Below are 17,754 nucleotides of genomic sequence, written 5' to 3'. Positions count from 1 at the left end.
TCGGATGAGCAGCTACAATGTTATCAGCAACAGCAAATCAAGATAATGTATAAGGCATACAAGTATCGCATCTACCCAACCGACGACCAAAAAGCGTCTCTCGCCAAGGCCTTTGGATGCTGTCGTTGGTATTGGAATTTTGCACTCAACCTATGCCAAGAAACCTATCTCAAGACAGGCAAAGGATTATCTCGTGGATATATCCAGAGTCTGTTACCAAGGTTAAAAAAGGAATACCCTTGGCTAAGGGATGCCTATTCCCAGTCCTTGCAAGTTGTTGCTCTCCATCTTTCCACTGCCTATAAAAACTGCTTTGAGAAGCGGGCGCAATTGCCCCGTTTCAAGTCAAAGCATGGTCGGCAGTCCTTAAGTTATCCCGCCAACGTTAAGTTTGAGGGAGACTCTATCAAACTACCTGGGAAGATTGGGCTAGTCTACTGCCATCGTCATCGAGCATTTGAAGGGACAATCAAAACTGTCACTGTCTCCAAACATGCTGATGGACAATACTATGCGGCACAAAATATCAGAAATGAAGCCTTGCGGATCTTGTCGTTGGGAACCAGCGATACTGCCTGGGGAGGGAGTGTAAGACAACCTGGCAAAACATCGGTTTTGTTAGATGCAGTTCCCGTTGAATCAGGAAGCCCCATCCTCGCCAACGGCAGGGTGGGGTAGTTCACCCATTATTATTGATGTAGAGCCATCGTTCTTGTTCTGTAAATGTTCCCGGTAGTGTAGATAGATAGATGAAACAAACCAATCAGCCTTTACATCTAGAGTTCAACTCTGACCGCACCTATATTGCGATTGTCTATGAAGATCAAGAGGTGGGTTTCTGTACCCCCGAAATTGCTGCCCGCATTGTGGAAACGCTCAATGAGGACGAACAACTGCACGAGGATAATGATACGCTGACTAAGGCGTTACAGATGGCTTGTTTAGACTTGATTCGACGGACGGGGGGAAATCCGGCGAGGGTGAATAAGTTAATGGAGCGCTATCTAGAGAATGCCAAGCGTCCTGAACACGGCACGAGAGCGATCGCCTTTTTATTACGCGATCGCCAGCGAGAACTCGATGTCAGCGACAAGGAATTTATCTTTTTCTGTAACTCCTATCGTCTCTCCCCCCAAGAATTACGCGACATCTATCGCGGCAAGGACATCACCGACGAGCAAATTAAAGTGATTGCCCGCATCGTCGGGAAATCCGCCCAAGAACTCATTGAAATTCGCGATGGTTTTAGCAATAACGAAATGAACACCCTCGCTCGGATTCTCGGAACTTCCACCCAAGAACTCACCGAACTACTTAAGTGAAGGATCTAACAGCCAAAAATCACGCTTTGGGATCCGCTCAAATTGAGCTTAATTCCCCCGATTTAGCCCTTGAATCGGTAACTTGATCCGAAACATCGTATCCCCCCCCGGTTGAGCATCACAACTCACCTGTCCGCCGTGGGTTTCCACTACAATAAAATAAGCCGTACTGAGTCCTAATCCTGTCCCCTTGCCGATGGGTTTTGTCGTAAAGAACGGATCAAAAATCCGGTCTAAAATCTCAGGGGGAATGCTGTCGCCATTATTGGTAATCTCGATGCTCACCCAATCCTCATCAATTCGTGCGGTTTTCACCTGAAGCCTCGGCACTTCTTTATTCTGCCAACTGCACCGATCTAAGGCATCCACCGCATTCGAGAGAATATTAATAAACACCTGATTTAATAAACCCGGATAACAAGTAATTAAAGGTAAATGGTCATACTCTCGACTCACTTCAATCTCCTGACGTTGCTCATTTCCCATCAGTCGATGATTGAGCAACGCTAAACTGCTATCCAGTCCCTCATGAATATCTACCGACTTTAAGGTAGCTTCATCCAGTCGCGAGAAATTGCGCAATGCTTGGACAATCCGATCTACTCGTTTCGCACCAAATTGAATGGATTCTAAAAGTTTGGGAAAATCTTCCCGCACAAATTCCAAATCTTCCCAATCCGGTGGCAGTGGCAACGCTTGACAACAGGGGATTTGCTGGTAAAAATCTAGGGTATCAAAAATTGTGGTCAGATACTCTTTAGCTGGTTCAACATTACTGTAAATAAAACTAATGGGATTATTAATCTCATGAGCCATCCCGGCCACTAACTGGTTTAAAGAACTCATCTTTTCCGTTTGAATTAACTTTGCCTGTGTCACCTTGAGTTCTTCTAATATTATCTGTAATTCTTGAGACTTTTGATGAGCGTGATCTTCGGCAATTTTTCGAGCATCTACTTCCTTTTCAAGGCGTTTATTTTTAGCAGTCAATAACTTGCGACTGTGGTTGATATAAGCAATAAAGAACACCAAAATACTATTAAAACAAGTGGTTGCCCCTAACATTAAATAAAGGGTCAGGCGATATCCAGCTAAACTGTCATCTATTTCGTAGGAGATGATATAAGCCACTAACTCATCTTTAATATTGTGAATGGGAATAAAGGTGACAACATAATCCTCTTGATTGTCTAGACGAATAGCAATGGCTTGGGGTGTGTTTTCTTGGATCTTACCCGGAACAATTTTCTGTAAAGATTGATTGATTTGATCGACATTTTTACACCATTCTTTCTGCTCCAAAATATCTCCCCTTAATTCTGGGGACTCAATGACAAAATCTGGGCTGATGGGACTGGTTTTATAATTTGCCTGTTCTTCTGTAAAAACCGTTGATTCCACAATATCCCGCCGTAGCATAAAATCAAAACAACCGGGAAACAGTTTCGCCATTTCCTGACGAATGGCCTGGAAACTAATGCTAGTTTCTACTGTTCCTAGATGTTGGCGATTGCCATTTTCTAGCCCATTTTGTAAAGAAAAAAGTGGAAAAACATAACGAAATCCATTATAAATTCTGCCTTCTTCAAAGCCAAAAACAAACCTTTTTTCTTCGTTGGCAAGTTTAATCGAGTAACGCACATCAAACAAGGGATCACCAAAGCGATCTGGTCGGTGCATTCGTAAAAAACTGATACCATCGGAGAAATGAAAATGTAACTGTCTTAAATTTCGTTTGGTGAGGTTTTGATAAGTTGGATTGAGTAAGTTAAACAGGCGATCGCGCAAAATCCCCTGTTCCTCGGGAGTGGCAGTATTTGCCGCTTCCACTAAATCAATAATTTCAGGACGATTTACAATTTCATCGTAAATGGTTTGAGAAACTAATTTATAAGTGTCTGTGGTGACGCGATAAGTATGTTGTAATTTTTCTACATAGCGCGCCATTAAAGCAGTTTCTTTGTCTTGGAAATTATGCCAAATTTGAAGGCTACTAACGGCTTGTAAGAACAAAAATCCAATGAGATAAAGTAATATTCCGCCGTGTTGTTTGCTTTTGAGAGTCAAGTAACGAAGAAGGGATTGAGCCTGCTTATTTTTCACGGTTTTGTCACAGTTTTTTCACAATATAGTCAGAGTTTGTTAAACTTTTGTTACAAAACTTATCGAAGAATCTGCGCATCACATCTACCCTTGGGCGAGAGCGCAACCCAGTTTGATAGACTTATTTTTTAGGGCGTGTTTTTTAGGGCTTAGATGTGAGGAAAGATGCGTTTTTTTGCTTCCTCACCCTCATCTATTTTAGCTGATTTGATGGATCACGTATTGTTAAGTAATAATAAAATTTATCCTCAGCAAACAGCGAATATTTTTCTCTCCTGATCACTTAATAAAAAAATCTCTGAGATGGTCTTGTTCTACTAGCTATTATTGAGCATTCATTGTTAATGGGTTACTATTTACTGTTTTGTTGGGTTGCGCTGTCGCTGCACCCAACCGACGAATCCCTGAACAATTAGCTATTATTAAGGATTCATTGTTAACGGGTTACTATTTACTATTTTGTTGGGTTGCGCTGTCGCTGCACCCAACCTACAAATTCCTGAACAATTAGCTATTATTGAGCATTCATTGTTAACGGGTTACTGTTTACTGTTTTGTTGGGTTGCGCTGTCGCTGCACCCAACCTACAAATTCCTGAACAATTAGCCATTATTGAGCATTCATTGTTAACGGGTTACTATTTACTATTTTGTTGGGTTGCGCTGTCGCTGCACCCAACCTACAAATTCCTGAACAATTAGCCATTATTAAGGATTCATTGTTAATGGGTTACTGTTTACTGTTTTGTTGGGTTGCGCTGTCGCTGCACCCAACCTACAAATCCCTGAACAATTAGCCATTATTAAGGATTCATTGTTAACGGGTTACTATTTACTATTTTGTTGGGTTGCGCTGTCGCTGCACCCAACCTACAAATTCCTGAACAATTAGCCATTATTAAAGATTCATTGTTAATGGGTTACTGTTTACTGTTTTGTTGGGTTGCGCTGTCGCTGCACCCAACCTACAAATTTCTGAACAATTAGCTATTATTGAGCATTCATTGTTAACGGGTTACTATTTACTATTTTGTTGGGTTGCGCTGTCGCTTCACCCAACCTACAAATTCCTGAACAATTAGCCATTATTGAGCATTCATTGTTAATGGGTTACTGTTTACTGTTTTGTTGGGTTGCGCTGTCGCTTCACCCAACCTACAAATTCCTGAACAATTAGCCATTATTGAGCATTCATTGTTAACGGGTTACTATTTACTGTTTTGTTGGGTTGCGCTGTCGCTTCACCCAACCTACGGGAGGTTATAGTATTATGAGAGGATTGTTAGCGGGTAAATTTATAACATTCTTGATCATGGCATCATGGGAGATCAAAACAACGGCTCATTCTGACCCAAAAGGATTATGGATCGGTTTAAGTTTAGGGTCTATAATCTGTCATGTCATTTTAGGATGGCTGTTAGTTCAAGGGACAAAAGAACCTCTCTTGTCAGGAACACCAGACAGCATCTCTATTGATTTGATAACTTTGGCTCCCTCCCCAAGTTCAACCCCCACTCTCCCTCTAATTTCTACCCCTTCACCTACACCCACACCCACACCACCTCCCACACCTTCACCAACTCCCACACCAACTCCCACACCAACTCCCACACCGACACCAACTCCCACACCACCTCCCGCACCAACTCCCACACCTTCACCAACTCCCACACCGACTCCCACACCGACACCAACTCCCACACCACCTCCCGCACCAACTCCCACACCTTCACCAACTCCCGCACCAACTCCCACACCCACACCTTCACCGACAGAAACAAGGGGAGGGGGTATGATCACTCGTATCGAGGCACCCCGTCTCACGGTGCCGGATCGTGATATTCCGACGAAACAGGCACAACCGAGGCAAAATCAGCGTATTTTTGCCCAAGTTCCGGCAAATATCAGGATTACAGAACCTATTCTGATAGAAGTGGTAATCAGGATTGAGGAAAGGGGAGAGGTGATGGTTTATGGAGAAACGACGCGCATTCTGGGGGGCAATATTGCTCTGGAAGATGCGCAAATTTTGGCGATCGCTATTTTGGAACAATGGGAGTTTGAACCGACTTATATGGGAGAACAGGCTGTAGTACAGGAATATTATGTGCAATTAAATATTGCTGAAAACTGAGGGGAGAAAAGGGGGTGGTCATTGGCGGTGAATTTTTGAACGGTAAGGGGTTAAGTGGCTTGCTGTATCTGTATTCTGACTGTTGATGGATTGGGAAGGAGGAGGGGGAAATGGAGGATCGAGAGATTGGGGGGCGTGCTACAATTACAGCGTTCATTAATCTTGGGAAGCCCGTGCTGTATTGCTTGCAATCAGTTGTGGGAGGATGTCATGTGAAATGTCTAAGGGTTTGCTGGAGTGGGTTGTTAGGTTTCGCGCTTGGCTGCACCTAATCTACGGATAGCATTCTTTTTTGTATTTCATATCAGAATCACAGGGTTAAATTTGGAGTGAAGAATTGAGATGGATCCTCTAAATACAATCGCTGGTGTAATTATTGGTGTGGCACTATCTGCCATGTTTGGGGCGGGGGTGTTTCGTAAGGCCCGGGAAGAGCAGGAAGAGGCGACGAGGGTTAAAATTGAGCAGGTTGAGCAGGAGTTAGCTCAAGAACACGAGGCGGAATTACAATCGCGGATTGCGGCGTTAGAAGCGGATTATCTCAAGCAAAGTGATGCTCTCAAGGCGAGTTATCAACGGGAGTCTGAAGAAAAACAGAGGGAGTTACAGGGACAACTTCAGACGTTGGAGGCTAAGTTAAAGCGGGAAAAAGAGGAGGCGATCGCAAAATTACGGGCAGATTATGAGGCGAAAGGGCAAGAGTCGCCCCAGGAGGCTGTTTCCGCCCCTCTTTCTGTGGAGAGGCTAACAGCAGAGACAACTTCAGAAGGGACTACAACGGAACTCCCTCCCCAAGTGCCTCCGACTTCGATTCCTACTCTGGGGAATCAGGTAGATGCTCAGATTGTGAAACGGTTGCAAGGGTGGGGCGAGTCGAAGCAACTGCGCTATGTTGCCCAAATGGAACAGTATTGTTTCTCGGTGAGTCCAGAGGTACGGGAACAGGTAGCGATCGCACTTAAAACCCTGACGACTGGACAACCTGTGCGCAGGGAGGTGAAAAGCGCGATCGCCATTCTCGGTAAACTTAGCACAGATTCCCAGTCCTCTGTTCGTTTAGCCGCGATTCAAGCATTGGGTGGTATTCAATCCCCCCAAGTGATTCCTTACTTACAAAAGGCCTTACAAGACTCTAGTAGTGAGGTCATTAAAACCGCCAGTGCAGCCATCCAACGATTTAAGTTTTATCCCAGTTCAGCCCCCGTTAAAGTGGTAAAACCTGCGGTTAAGGTGACAAAAGCTAAGGTCAAAACTTAGGGTTTGGAGAGAACTGAAGTCATGACATCACCCCCTACGCTCCTGAGAGCAGTAGGGGCTTATTAATTAATCCATCGGGTGTAGGGGAATTGAGCATTACCAATGGCTAGAATTGGATAGAATTGACAACTATTCTCTTTCCCCTAAGATTAAGGCACAATCAACACCGGACAGGGAGAGAGATTAATCACCCGCGTGGTGACACTCTCAGACACCCCCTCCTCCGTTAATCCCATGCCACTGGACCCCATCACAATCAGATTAGCCTCCAACTCATCAGCCACATCACAAATTGTAAACGAGGGCATCCCTTCCCGTTCCATAATCTCCGCCTGAATCCCTTGTTGCGCAAAAGCCTGTTTAGCACTTTCGAGCAACTTCTCCACCGCTTCGGCAGAAGTCATCACTTCTGCCGTCGTCTCTCCGTGTTCCGTGGGGGGGTTTTCCACCACAGACAGCAAAATCAGACGACTGTTGTAAGTTTTGACAATATCCTCTACAACCTTAGCCGCTTCGCGGGCTTCGCGGCTTGCATCAATCGGAAACAACACAGTTTTAAACATCAAACATACCTCCAGTAACACCCACTCCGGTACAATCGGCTAGGGAGTAATCCCAAAAACTGAGATCCCCCTGAGTCTCAAGAGCAAATCAGGCTAAACAGCACACACTAATAGAATAGAACGCAATTAGGAGGATATCCTTGTGTCGAAAAAAAGCGTAGCAAATTTATCAGCCGCCGATTTAACCGGAAAACGGGTTTTAGTAAGAGCCGACTTTAACGTTCCCATCGACAACGGGAGCATTACCGATGATACTCGCATTCGCGCCGCTTTGCCCACCATTCAGGACTTAATCAGCAAAGGAGCTAAAGTCCTGTTGTCCAGCCACTTTGGTCGTCCTAAAGGGAAAGTCGTAGAAAGTATGCGTCTCACTCCCGTTGCTCAACGTCTCTCTGAGTTGCTGGGGAAACCCGTTACCATGTGTCCCGATTGTATTGGGGATGAAGTCGCCGCTATTGTTAACGGTATGAATAATGGGGATGTCGCCTTACTCGAAAACGTCCGCTTCTACGCTGAAGAAGAAAAAAATGACCCCGACTTTGCCAAGAAGTTGGCCGCGAATGCTGATCTGTACGTCAATGACGCTTTCGGAACAGCACACCGCGCTCACGCTTCGACGGAGGGGGTCACACAATACCTCAGTCCTAGTGTAGCGGGTTATTTAATTGAGAAAGAATTACAATTTTTACAAGGGGCGATTGATAACCCCCAACGTCCTTTAGCGGCCATTATTGGGGGGTCTAAAGTCTCTAGTAAAATTGGCGTGATTGAAACCTTACTCGAAAAATGCGACAAGTTGCTGATCGGGGGTGGGATGATTTTCACTTTCTACAAGGCTCGCGGTTTAAATGTAGGGAAGTCCTTGGTGGAAGAGGATAAACTGGAGTTGGCTAAGTCTCTGGAAGCTAAAGCTAAAGAGAAAGGCGTGGATCTGTTATTACCTACCGATGTGATCTTAGCGGATAATTTCGCCGCCGATGCTAACTCCCAAGTGGCTAGTATTGAAAGCATTCCCGATGGCTGGATGGGGTTAGATATTGGCCCGGATTCGGTGAAAGTCTTCCAAGAAGCTTTAGCGGATTGTAAGTGTGTGCTCTGGAATGGTCCGATGGGGGTGTTTGAGTTTGATCAGTTTGCCAAAGGGACTGAGGCGATCGCCAATACCCTAGCCGATTTAACCGAAAAAGGCACGGTCACTATCATTGGAGGTGGTGACTCTGTAGCGGCCGTGGAAAAAGTGGGCGTAGCCAGCAAAATGAGCCACATTTCCACCGGAGGCGGTGCAAGCTTAGAATTATTGGAAGGGAAAGTATTACCCGGGATTGCTGCTTTAGATGAAGCTTAATCTCCCTGAATTGAACCAAATCTCTAGCATATTTTAAGTGATTTGTCAATATTTTTTTAAGGCATTTGGGCGGGTTTCAAATGCCTTTTTTCGTCTCAGGGGATTAATTGCGACTGCGGGAGAGAATAATGTATTGGACTAACTGCAAAACGGCGTAGAGAGCCGTGGCCACATAAGTCCAAGCGGCCGCTTGTAGAACAGCTTTTGCGCCTTGGTTTTCCTCTCCTTGCAAAATACCTAACTCATCAATTAACTTTAACGCTCGTCGGGAAGCGTCAAACTCAACAGGCAGGGTGACGAGGTGGAAAACAATCACGGCGGCAAATAGGACAATCCCCAAATTTATAAACCAGACAGAAATCGCTCCGAGAGAACTTAAGACAATCCCGGCAATAATTAAAAAAGGTCCTAAACGAGAACCCAAATTAGCGGCCGGGACTAAACTAGCGCGCAGGTTCATGAAGGTATATTCTCGTTTATCCTGCATGACGTGACCGCACTCATGGGCGGCTACGGCGGCCGCAGCGAGGGAGGTGGAGTTATATACCCCTTCAGACAGTCGGACAGCCTTGGCACTGGGATCATAGTGATCGGTTAACTGCCCGGCAACGGGTTCAATTTTAACGTCACGAATATCCATCGCTAACAGAATCTGTCGTGCGACTTGCGCCCCGGTTAAGCCTAAACTAGAGGCGACTTGAGAATAACGCTCATAAGTCCCTTTGACTTTACTTTGCGCCCAGAACATTAGGATCATGCCGGGGATTAAGAGTAAATAGGACCAATGCCAGTAAAACATGGGAAGTTCCTCCTTGAGATCATGCTGTTGAAACAGATCCGTTCTGCTCTGATTATAACTTTGGGAGTTAGAGCGGTTGGGGAGGTGAAGGGGGAGAATAACCTCACCCAACTTCTTGTAATTGGGCGCCGGGGTTGAGATCCGAGAGGGTGGAGAAGCTCGGTAGGGTGGAGACAAAGGTTGCTTCTTCACTGGGATGGTAGGACATTCGGCGACCAAGGCGTTCAATAATACGCTGTTTTTGTTGGTATTCGGGTAGTTTTTCTTTGGCGATCGCACCGGCGGGAGTATCGGCGGGAATTTGTTCGAGGAAGGTAATCGCCCGTTGAAACTCTTGTTCTGCCGCGAGGTTGTAGGCCTGCTGTAACATCCACATGGCGCGAATGTTTTGTTTCCGGCGATATTCCTCTAGTTTCGGTTGGATGGTTTGACCGATACTGGTTTGAGGGGAGATGCGTTGTAATTTTTCAATGGCCTGGGAGAAGTCTTTATTGATGGCGGCAGTAAACGCCTGATTGAGTAAGTCTTGAGCTTCGGTTTCGGCTTGGGTGCGGGCTTTTTTGACCAAGGGACTTACCCGATTACGCCAATAGTCAATGGGGGGAACTTTCGCCGCTACGCTCAGGACTTCTTGCCATTGTTGCGCCTGAAAGGCCTGTTCGGTTTCGCTAGCGTAGCGAGAGGCCTGTTTCCATTCCTTTTGCCACTGTTGGATGAAGGCCTGAGACTCTTCATAGGCGGGACTGTCGGCGGGGATGGATTGGGCAATGGCGATCGCATCTTCTAGTTTACCCGCGTGTAAGGCTTGTTCGGCCTCAATCAGACGCTCTGCGGGTTCACTCGCCCGACTATCCACTAACGTATAAATCCCCAAGGCAATGGCAAAGGCATTTAACACGGCCACCAGAACCCCCATACGAGTGAGCATTTTCATCATGCTGGGATGGAGTTGTCCCGAGCTTGATTTCCCTTTGGCTTTAGCTTGTGTTGGTTGGGTCTTGCGACGGGGGGGAGTGCTGGGTAAGCTGGGTGCTTGGCTTAATCCCCCCATTGACGAGACAATGGGTTGTTCTTGGGGTTTAAACAGTTCCTTCTCTTCGCTCCAGTCCTCAAAGTTGGCCTGTTCCGCTTCTTGTTCAAGGCGATCGCTCCCCGGCACCGGAAACAGGGAAATAATATCCTGGGTGCATTCTTCACTCACCCGGTCAAAAGCCTCTTCTAAAGCCCGACTAGAGGCCTCTAAGGTAATCGCTTTAGCCTCCACTAATAAAGGCTTTAAGGCATCAAGAACCGCTTGCGCAGAGGCATAGCGTTCCCGGTAGTTATAGCGCACCATCTGGCTTAAAATAGCCGCCAGTTCTTCGCTGTAATCCTCTGGCGCACTATTTTGGCGATAATGCTCCTGCCAATTAATCTCACTGGTTTCTAAGTTCAGTTGTAACTTAGCCGGGTCTAAACCCGTTAAAAACTGAATGGCAATAATACCCAGCGCATAAATATCACTACAAGGATAGGGAGTTCCGAGGAGTTGTTCCGTGGCTAAATAGCCCGAAGGACTAACCGCAACGGTAGTTTTTAAGGACAGAGGATGAATAATTTTTTTATCATAGGCCGGAGAACGGACAGGTTGAGCCGCCCCAAAGTCAATTAAAATCAGGCGACCATCTTCAATCCGCCGGATAATATTATTAGGCTTCACATCACAGTGAATCACCCCTTGACGATGTACATAGTCTAAGACCGTCAACAGATCCCGCAACAAATACACCACCTGCTCTTTTTTCGCTGTCGGTTCCCCGTAACGCGCAAAGGACAATTCTGTACTGAGAGTTTGCCCAATAATCAACTCTTGCACTAAATAAAATCCTTGATTTTCCTCGAAACAATCAAAAAACTGAGGAATTTGGTCATGATTTCCCAATTTTTTGAGCGTTTCAACCTCTGACACAAAAATACGACGACTGGTTTTTAAGAGGTTGGGATAATCCCGATTCGATTGATAATATTTGACCACACAACGCGGCCGGCCTGGTTGCGTAATATCTTGAGCGATATAGGTTTGACCAAACGCACCAGAACTTAAAACTTGGACAATTTCGTAACGACGATTTAGCAGTTGTCCGACAGGTGAATGGTATGTTTTGCTGTTCAACACAAGGTTCTCCCTGTTTTAAAAGTCCCCGATTATTACTCTCACTTTTCACCGTTGTGCTGCGTTCTCCGGAAAAAGTGCGGCCGCAAAAATACGTTCAGTATAATTACGGGGTTAACTCAGAGAACTTTAAAAAACTTTACAAAATCTTTAGGATATAAGCCGTTAATCTTCCGTGAAAGCACATAAAATAAGATTAGAGAGAGCTTATCCGCACCAGCCAATCTGCATTATGCTAAACCAACTGCAACTGATTCCGGGCGCACTGGCAGACATTATGGCCTCTGTCGCTGACACCCAAACTTTAACAATTGGCGATCGCTATGGTCTGATGGCAGCCTTACTAGATGACACGCTGCAAGAGGACGAACGGCGCGCCATTGACCGCATTTTACACGCCGTCCGACGAGGCAATGTGCGCCTTCACAGTTAGGCTTGCCGAATTGACATCCTCATCCCACCAAATCACAGATGATGATCACAGATTATGGTGGGAGGATTCCCGGCGGTGGGTCTCTGGAAACCATCAAGAAATATATTCAAAGTCAAGATTCCCTAGTTTAAGTAGAGTTATTCAGCAGATCATAACTATTTGGCGATAAAGCGCAACTGCGAACCCATTATGGTTGCAGCATCCTCGTTGCCGTTTTTGGGTGGAGCGCGCAGCCCAACTCCCCATTTCCCCTAACGCTCAAACTGCTCATAGGCGGCCACAATGCGCTGTACCAAGGGATGACGCACCACATCACTAGAAGTCAGGTGACAAAAGGCAATCCCTTCAACGGATTTAAGGATTTTTTGCGCCACCACTAAACCAGAATCTTGAGCCGGGCCTAAATCGGTTTGGGTAATATCTCCTGTCACCACCATACGGGAGCGAAACCCTAAGCGCGTTAACACCATTTTTAACTGGGCTGGGGTGGTGTTTTGGGCTTCATCTACAATGACAAAGGCATTGCTGAGGGTACGACCGCGCATATAGGCGAGGGGGGCGACTTCGATTTTGCCTCGTTCCATGAGGTCGGGGATTTTTTCCGGGTCGATGAACTCGTAGAGGGCATCATAGAGGGGACGGAGGAAGGGGTTGACTTTTTGCTGTAAGTCACCGGGTAAAAAACCCAGTTTTTCCCCCGCTTCCACGGCCGGACGGGTAAGGATTAGGCGATCGCATTCATCACTTAACAAGGCCTTCACCGCCAACACCGCCGCTAAAAACGTCTTACCTGTTCCTGCCGGTCCGACACAAAATGTAATATCGTGGGTTTGAATCGCCTTAATATATTGCCGTTGTCGGAAGGTTTTCGCCCGGATGGGTTCTCCCCGTCGGGTATGGGCGAGAACACTTTTCTGTAAATCTTGGTATTCGTCGGTCTGTCCCGTGTCGAGGGCATGAAAGGCCGTCAAAATATCCGCTTGAGCAATAGTTTTACCCTCCTTCCAAAGGGGTTTAAGCGATCGCACCACTTGAGAACAGCGTTCCACCGCTTTCGGCTGACCCGAGAGCCACAATTCTAAGCCTCGCATCACCACCTGAACCCCCGTATGGCGGGAGAGGAGTTGTAAGTTCTCCTCCCGCATTCCCGCCAAGGCGATCGCACTTTCTGGACTCGGGAACGGTATGGTTTCTGAAATCACGTTTCACTCCGTCTGCGAGGAGACGGTTTAGAGACAGGAGAAGAACGGCGAGGCGAGCGAGGAGGACGGTTGTTCCGTTCTCGTTTGGGGCCGCTGGTTTCTGAAGAAGAGGAATGGGCGTTCTGACTCCCATATATTTCCAGTCGGGCCGACTGTCCTACTGCGCTCGCTGCCGCTTCTAGTACCATCCGAATCGCTTCGATATTCCGTCCCCCTCGACCAAACACTTTCCCCTGTTCTTCTGGGTCAAACGCCAGACGAATCAGAACCTTTTGATTGCCCCGCGACAATTCACAATTCAGACTCAAAGACTCAGGGTTATCGAGTAATGGCTCGACTAAATAACGCACCAGTTGGTCATAATTGGGACTCATAATCTTAACTGATATTCGGAAATCTTGACATCTTCCCCGCCCTCAAGGGCTAGGATTCCTCACCACGCCTCAACCTAAGCTTTCAGTTGCTCAAAAACTTGGGCTTTGGTTAAAATAGAGCGCACAGTATCCGTAGGCTGCGCCCCTTCTTGTAAGCGTTTGATAATGGCGGGAAGATTCAAACGGGTTTCATCGGTGCGGGGGTTGTAAAATCCCAACTCTTCTAAGGGACGACCATCACGGCGATCGCGACTGTTCATGGCCACAATCCGATAACTCACCGCTCTTTTCTTGCCGTAGCGTTTTAATCTCAACTTGATCATCTTGGTTCTACAATCTTTCTTGTACGCAAAATTCTCCTTTTTGATTGTACGCGCTTTTGGTGGAATTTTGCAGGTTTTCCCTCAAGGGGTATCGAAGCCATACTTAGCGGCCAATTCAGCCGGGGTGGTTTGTTCGTAATACTCAAAAGGCTGATGAATCCAAGGATTATCGGCTAAATATTCCACATAATAATCCGGTTCAATGACCGAACAAGACTTGTACCATAAAACTCCCGTGCGCAGATCCTGAATCTGGGATTCGTAATTTTGTTTTAACCAATGGATGGACTCTCTCAGACTAAGACCAGAGTCTACCAAGTCATCTACCAATAAAATGCGATCGCCCAATCCTTCCGTCGTCATAGCCAAATGCTGAGAAAACTTTAACTCCCCCCGCACCTGATTTTTACTCCCCCCATAGGACGAAGCCGACAAAATCGCCAGAGGGTAATCATACAAACGACAGAGCGTATCCCCCACCCGAAGCCCTCCCTTGGCAATACAGATGATTTGGTTAAACTCCCACCCAGAACGGTAAATTTGGACAGCTAACTGTTCAACCAAGTAATGATAATCCGACCAAGAGACATAGAGTTCCGTTTGTTCTACCATACCTCCATCCCGAAACGTGAAAACTGAGCAACTGTCCCCTTATTATGGCAGCAAGATGACCGGGACAGACACTTTCCTGACTCAGCCTATTTCCCGTGAAAGACAACCTAGGGTTGCTTGCAGAAATTGCAAAAAATCTGTATCACTAAGACAGCGATAATATCCTCACACAGCCATTGGTTGACTCCATGAACTACTCCATCTATCAATAACTATGAGTGACGTTTCGACCTCCAAGGATACAAATCCAGAGACGATCAAACCTGCCGACGAACACCTACGCTTTTCGACGAAATTAGCCTATGGTGCCGGGGATCTTGGGACAGCCATTTCCGCTAACGTGATGATCTTCTTCCTGTTATTTTTTCTAACCAATGTTGCAGGATTATCACCGGGATTAGCGAGTTTAGTCTTGGCCGTGGGGAAAGTGTGGGATGCTATTAACGATCCCATTACAGGCATTTTGAGCGATCGCACCCGCACCCGTTGGGGAAGACGTATCCCTTGGATGTTAGCCGGAGCCATCCCTTTTGGTCTGTTCTACTGCTTACTCTGGATTGTCCCCCGCTTTAGCGAAAACGTCACCACCAACGAATGGTTACTCTTTGCCTACTACGTCACCATTGCCATTGGCTTCCATTTAGCCTACACCGTCGTCAACCTACCCTACACCACCCTCACCCCAGAACTCACCCGAGACTACAACGAACGCACCCGTTTAAACAGTTTCCGCATGGCTTTTTCCATTGGGGGCAGTATTTTCTCCCTCATTCTCGCGCAAATTGTTTTCCTCCTGTATCCTGACGATTCCTTTACCCAATTTCGGGTTTTAGGCACAGCCTGCGCCATGATTGCCGTTCTCTCCACCTTATGGTGTGTTTTGCGCATTCAAGAACGAGGCATGGAACCCTTAATTCCCCTAGAAAAACGTCAACAATGGGGCTGGATTTCCCTCTGGATTGGGGGAGCTTGCGGTCTTTATGGATTCAGTATTTTATTCTTCAATACCCTCAAATCTCTGCTCGTCTACCTCGGAAATGATCCCATTTTTATAATTTTCCTCAGAAGCTTCGACTTTAACGTTATTAATGGAATCTTACTCTGCATTCTCTTTATTGTTGCCGGATTAACCTTAATTGATTCCGTCCCCGAAGAATACTTAACCATTCAAACAAACAGCGAAGAAACCCAAACTAACGCCTTCCCAACCCTTAATTTACGCGAACAATTTCAAATTGCTTTAAGTACCAAACCGTTCCTTTACTTGATTGGCATTTACCTTTGTTCCTGGTTAGCCGTTCAACTCACTGCCTCCATCCTCATCTACTTTGTCGTCAGTTGGATGGGCTTCACGGAAGCCAGTTTTCCCTTAACAGCCATTGCCGTTCAAGGGACAGCCTTGATCATGCTATTTGTCTGGCAACAAGTCAGCAATAAACTGGGCAAAAAAAAGGTTTACTTCATGGGAACATTTCTCTGGTTAATTGCCCAATCCGGTCTATTTTTCCTCCAACCCGGTCAAGTTTTGCTCATGTATGGTTTAGCCATCTTAGCCGGAACCGGGGTATCCGTTGCCTATCTCATTCCTTGGTCAATGGTGCCAGATATTATTGAACTCGACGAACTGAAAACCGGACAGCGACGGGAAGGCATTTTTTACGGCTTTATGGTGTTACTACAAAAACTCTGTTTAGCCTTCTCTTTATTTATTGTCGGTCAAACTTTAGAATGGGCTGGATTTATTAAACAAGTTCCCGGAGAACCCATTCCCATTCAGCCAGACAGTGCTTTATTCGCCATACGAGTTGCTATTGGTCCATTGCCCATGTTGATGTTAATTATTGGCTTAATCTTGGCTTATTTTTACCCCATTACCCAAGAAGTCCATCAAGAAATCCGCTTACAACTATTAGAACGGAAACAAAGCGAACAATCAAGTTAGGCATTAACCCAGAAACATCAAATCTTGTTAAACTGAAAAATGATGATGCAGCCCTCACCCAGAGGAGATAATTCCTATGACCGTTTCCTTGGATTGTGAGATACTCTATCCCGACAGTGATGGTCTACCGATGGCAGACAATACCCTACAGTTTCGCTGGATTGTCCTGATTAAAGAAAACCTAGAACTACTTTTCGCCAATCAGCCTGATGTATTTGTGGCGGGGGATTTACTCTGGTATCCCGTCCAAGGACACCCCGAAATCCGCGTTGCTCCCGATGCACTGGTAGCGTTTGGTCGCCCCAAAGGAGAACGAGGTTCTTATAAACAGTGGGAAGAGGAAAATATTGCCCCTCAAGTCGTCTTTGAAATTCTCTCCCCCGGCAATCGTTTAGCAGAAATGAGCAAAAAGCAGCAATTTTATGACGATTACGGGGTGGAAGAATACTATATATACAATCCAGAGCGCAACGATTTACATGGACTGTGGCGTTCAGAAGAAGGTTTAAGAGGGATTGAAAACCTCCAGAATTGGACAAGTCCTCGTCTAGGGATTCGTTTTGTCCTGACGGCTAGCACGTTGGAAATATATCGCCCCGATGGCCGGCCATTTTTGAGCTTTTTGGAGTTGGAACAACGGGGGGAAGCGGAACGGCAACGAGCCGAACAGGAACGGCAACGAGCCGAACAGGAACGCCGACGGGCCCAACAGGCCGACCAGAGAGCTGAACGGGAAAGGCAAAGAGCCGATGAGGAACGCAGACAGGCCGAACAAGAACGGCAAAGGGCCCAACAGGAGCGGCAAAGGGCAGAACGATTAGCGGCTCAACTCAGAGCGTTAGGTATTGACCCAGAAAGCTAAAATCTAGGACAAAAGTATTCTTATCCCAAAATCTTGTTAAACTCAAGAAGCTGAAAAGTTTTTTACTGCTAAATTTGTTACAAATTGACACTCCCCGGCCTAAAGGCACGGGGATTCTTCACTCAACGAATCAGCTTGCCCTGACAGGATTACTCCAGCCAAAGTAGAGGCCCATTCTCCTGAAGCGTTACTTGCGTCTAGCGCCAAAGTTCCGGTATGCCCTACCGTACTCAATCCCCGACCGAGGATATTCCTCGCTGCATTGTGGTCTCTGTCCAAGACACATCCACACTGACAAGCATGAGTCCGAGTGGATAGGGTTTTCTGAACAA

17 protein-coding genes and 1 pseudogene are annotated in these 17,754 nt (G+C 46.3%); 8 read left to right on the top strand and 10 right to left on the bottom strand.

Translation table 11 applies throughout. The annotated features are described in order from the left end of the window. Positions 1–45: 45 nt before the first annotated feature. Both K4A83_RS07700 and K4A83_RS07695 read left to right on the top strand, forming a co-directional pair. Positions 46–519: pseudogene (locus K4A83_RS07700) on the top strand (RNA-guided endonuclease InsQ/TnpB family protein); the annotation flags it as partial. Positions 520–749: 230 nt separating this feature from the next. Next, positions 750–1,322, top strand: coding sequence for a hypothetical protein (locus K4A83_RS07695; protein WP_017303184.1), 573 nt, complete (start codon positions 750–752; stop codon positions 1,320–1,322). A gap of 48 nt (positions 1,323–1,370) precedes the next feature. Here the strand turns inward: K4A83_RS07695 and K4A83_RS07690 are convergent, their stop codons facing one another. Both K4A83_RS07690 and K4A83_RS07685 read right to left on the bottom strand, forming a co-directional pair. Further along, positions 1,371–3,425 (bottom strand): ATP-binding protein, encoded by a 2,055-nt coding sequence (locus K4A83_RS07690; RefSeq protein ID WP_265263890.1) that lies wholly within the window; start codon positions 3,423–3,425, stop codon positions 1,371–1,373. A 1,540-nt stretch (positions 3,426–4,965) separates the two neighbouring features. Beyond that, a complete protein-coding gene (locus tag K4A83_RS07685) occupies positions 4,966–5,193 on the bottom strand; it encodes a hypothetical protein (protein WP_265263889.1) in 228 nt (75 codons plus the stop codon). 23 nt (positions 5,194–5,216) lie between these two features. On the opposite strand from K4A83_RS07685, the gene K4A83_RS07680 reads away from it, so the two are divergent. Then, a complete protein-coding gene (locus tag K4A83_RS07680) occupies positions 5,217–5,558 on the top strand; it encodes a hypothetical protein (RefSeq protein WP_265263888.1) in 342 nt (113 codons plus the stop codon). 342 nt (positions 5,559–5,900) lie between these two features. Continuing rightward, complete coding sequence (locus K4A83_RS07675) at positions 5,901–6,815, top strand: HEAT repeat domain-containing protein (protein ID WP_265263887.1); 915 nt, start codon at positions 5,901–5,903, stop codon at positions 6,813–6,815. Positions 6,816–6,964: 149 nt separating this feature from the next. On the opposite strand, the gene K4A83_RS07670 is transcribed toward K4A83_RS07675, so the two are convergent. Then, the gene (locus tag K4A83_RS07670) at positions 6,965–7,378 is read right to left on the bottom strand and encodes a universal stress protein (protein WP_265263886.1); all 414 of its coding nucleotides are present in this window, start codon (positions 7,376–7,378) and stop codon (positions 6,965–6,967) included. A gap of 142 nt (positions 7,379–7,520) precedes the next feature. Between K4A83_RS07670 and K4A83_RS07665 the strand changes: the two genes are divergently transcribed. Beyond that, positions 7,521–8,723, top strand: coding sequence for a phosphoglycerate kinase (locus K4A83_RS07665; RefSeq protein WP_265263885.1), 1,203 nt, complete (start codon positions 7,521–7,523; stop codon positions 8,721–8,723). Between the two features lie 103 nt (positions 8,724–8,826). On the opposite strand, the gene K4A83_RS07660 is transcribed toward K4A83_RS07665, so the two are convergent. Continuing rightward, positions 8,827–9,522: a zinc metallopeptidase gene (locus K4A83_RS07660; RefSeq protein WP_265263884.1), complete on the bottom strand. Its 696-nt coding sequence runs from the start codon at positions 9,520–9,522 to the stop codon at positions 8,827–8,829. Positions 9,523–9,625: 103 nt separating this feature from the next. Then, positions 9,626–11,674 (bottom strand): serine/threonine-protein kinase, encoded by a 2,049-nt coding sequence (locus K4A83_RS07655; protein ID WP_265263883.1) that lies wholly within the window; start codon positions 11,672–11,674, stop codon positions 9,626–9,628. 232 nt (positions 11,675–11,906) lie between these two features. Between K4A83_RS07655 and K4A83_RS07650 the strand changes: the two genes are divergently transcribed. Continuing rightward, positions 11,907–12,107 carry a hypothetical protein gene (locus K4A83_RS07650; RefSeq protein WP_265263882.1) on the top strand — a complete coding sequence of 67 codons (201 nt, stop codon included), beginning with the start codon at positions 11,907–11,909 and terminating at the stop codon, positions 12,105–12,107. 251 nt (positions 12,108–12,358) lie between these two features. Here the strand turns inward: K4A83_RS07650 and K4A83_RS07645 are convergent, their stop codons facing one another. The 4 genes from K4A83_RS07645 to K4A83_RS07630 all read right to left on the bottom strand — a co-directional run bounded on the left by K4A83_RS07645 (position 12,359) and on the right by K4A83_RS07630 (position 14,618). Continuing rightward, positions 12,359–13,252, bottom strand: a complete 894-nt coding sequence (locus K4A83_RS07645) for a PhoH family protein (protein WP_407809943.1) — start codon at positions 13,250–13,252, stop codon at positions 12,359–12,361. A 53-nt stretch (positions 13,253–13,305) separates the two neighbouring features. Further along, entirely contained in the window at positions 13,306–13,683 is a 378-nt protein-coding gene (locus K4A83_RS07640; RefSeq protein ID WP_265263880.1) for a KH domain-containing protein, read from the bottom strand. A gap of 74 nt (positions 13,684–13,757) precedes the next feature. Then, a complete protein-coding gene (gene rpsP / locus K4A83_RS07635) occupies positions 13,758–14,006 on the bottom strand; it encodes a 30S ribosomal protein S16 (RefSeq protein ID WP_265263879.1) in 249 nt (82 codons plus the stop codon). 81 nt (positions 14,007–14,087) lie between these two features. Continuing rightward, entirely contained in the window at positions 14,088–14,618 is a 531-nt protein-coding gene (locus K4A83_RS07630) for a phosphoribosyltransferase (RefSeq protein ID WP_265263878.1), read from the bottom strand. Positions 14,619–14,832: 214 nt separating this feature from the next. On the opposite strand from K4A83_RS07630, the gene K4A83_RS07625 reads away from it, so the two are divergent. After that, a complete protein-coding gene (locus K4A83_RS07625) occupies positions 14,833–16,560 on the top strand; it encodes an MFS transporter (RefSeq protein WP_265263877.1) in 1,728 nt (575 codons plus the stop codon). Between the two features lie 76 nt (positions 16,561–16,636). Further along, positions 16,637–17,422 (top strand): Uma2 family endonuclease, encoded by a 786-nt coding sequence (locus K4A83_RS07620; RefSeq protein WP_265263876.1) that lies wholly within the window; start codon positions 16,637–16,639, stop codon positions 17,420–17,422. A gap of 99 nt (positions 17,423–17,521) precedes the next feature. Here the strand turns inward: K4A83_RS07620 and K4A83_RS07615 are convergent. Then, positions 17,522–17,754, bottom strand: a 233-nt coding sequence (locus K4A83_RS07615; RefSeq protein ID WP_265263875.1) for a transposase, incomplete at its 5' end; no start/stop codon positions are given.

Origin of the sequence: Spirulina subsalsa FACHB-351 (genome assembly GCF_026130165.1) — a bacterium.
In the GTDB taxonomy this organism is placed as follows: domain Bacteria; phylum Cyanobacteriota; class Cyanobacteriia; order Cyanobacteriales; family Spirulinaceae; genus Spirulina_A; species Spirulina_A subsalsa_A.
The sequence above is the reverse complement of the archived record's forward strand: the minus strand, read 5'-3'. Positions and strand labels throughout refer to the sequence as shown.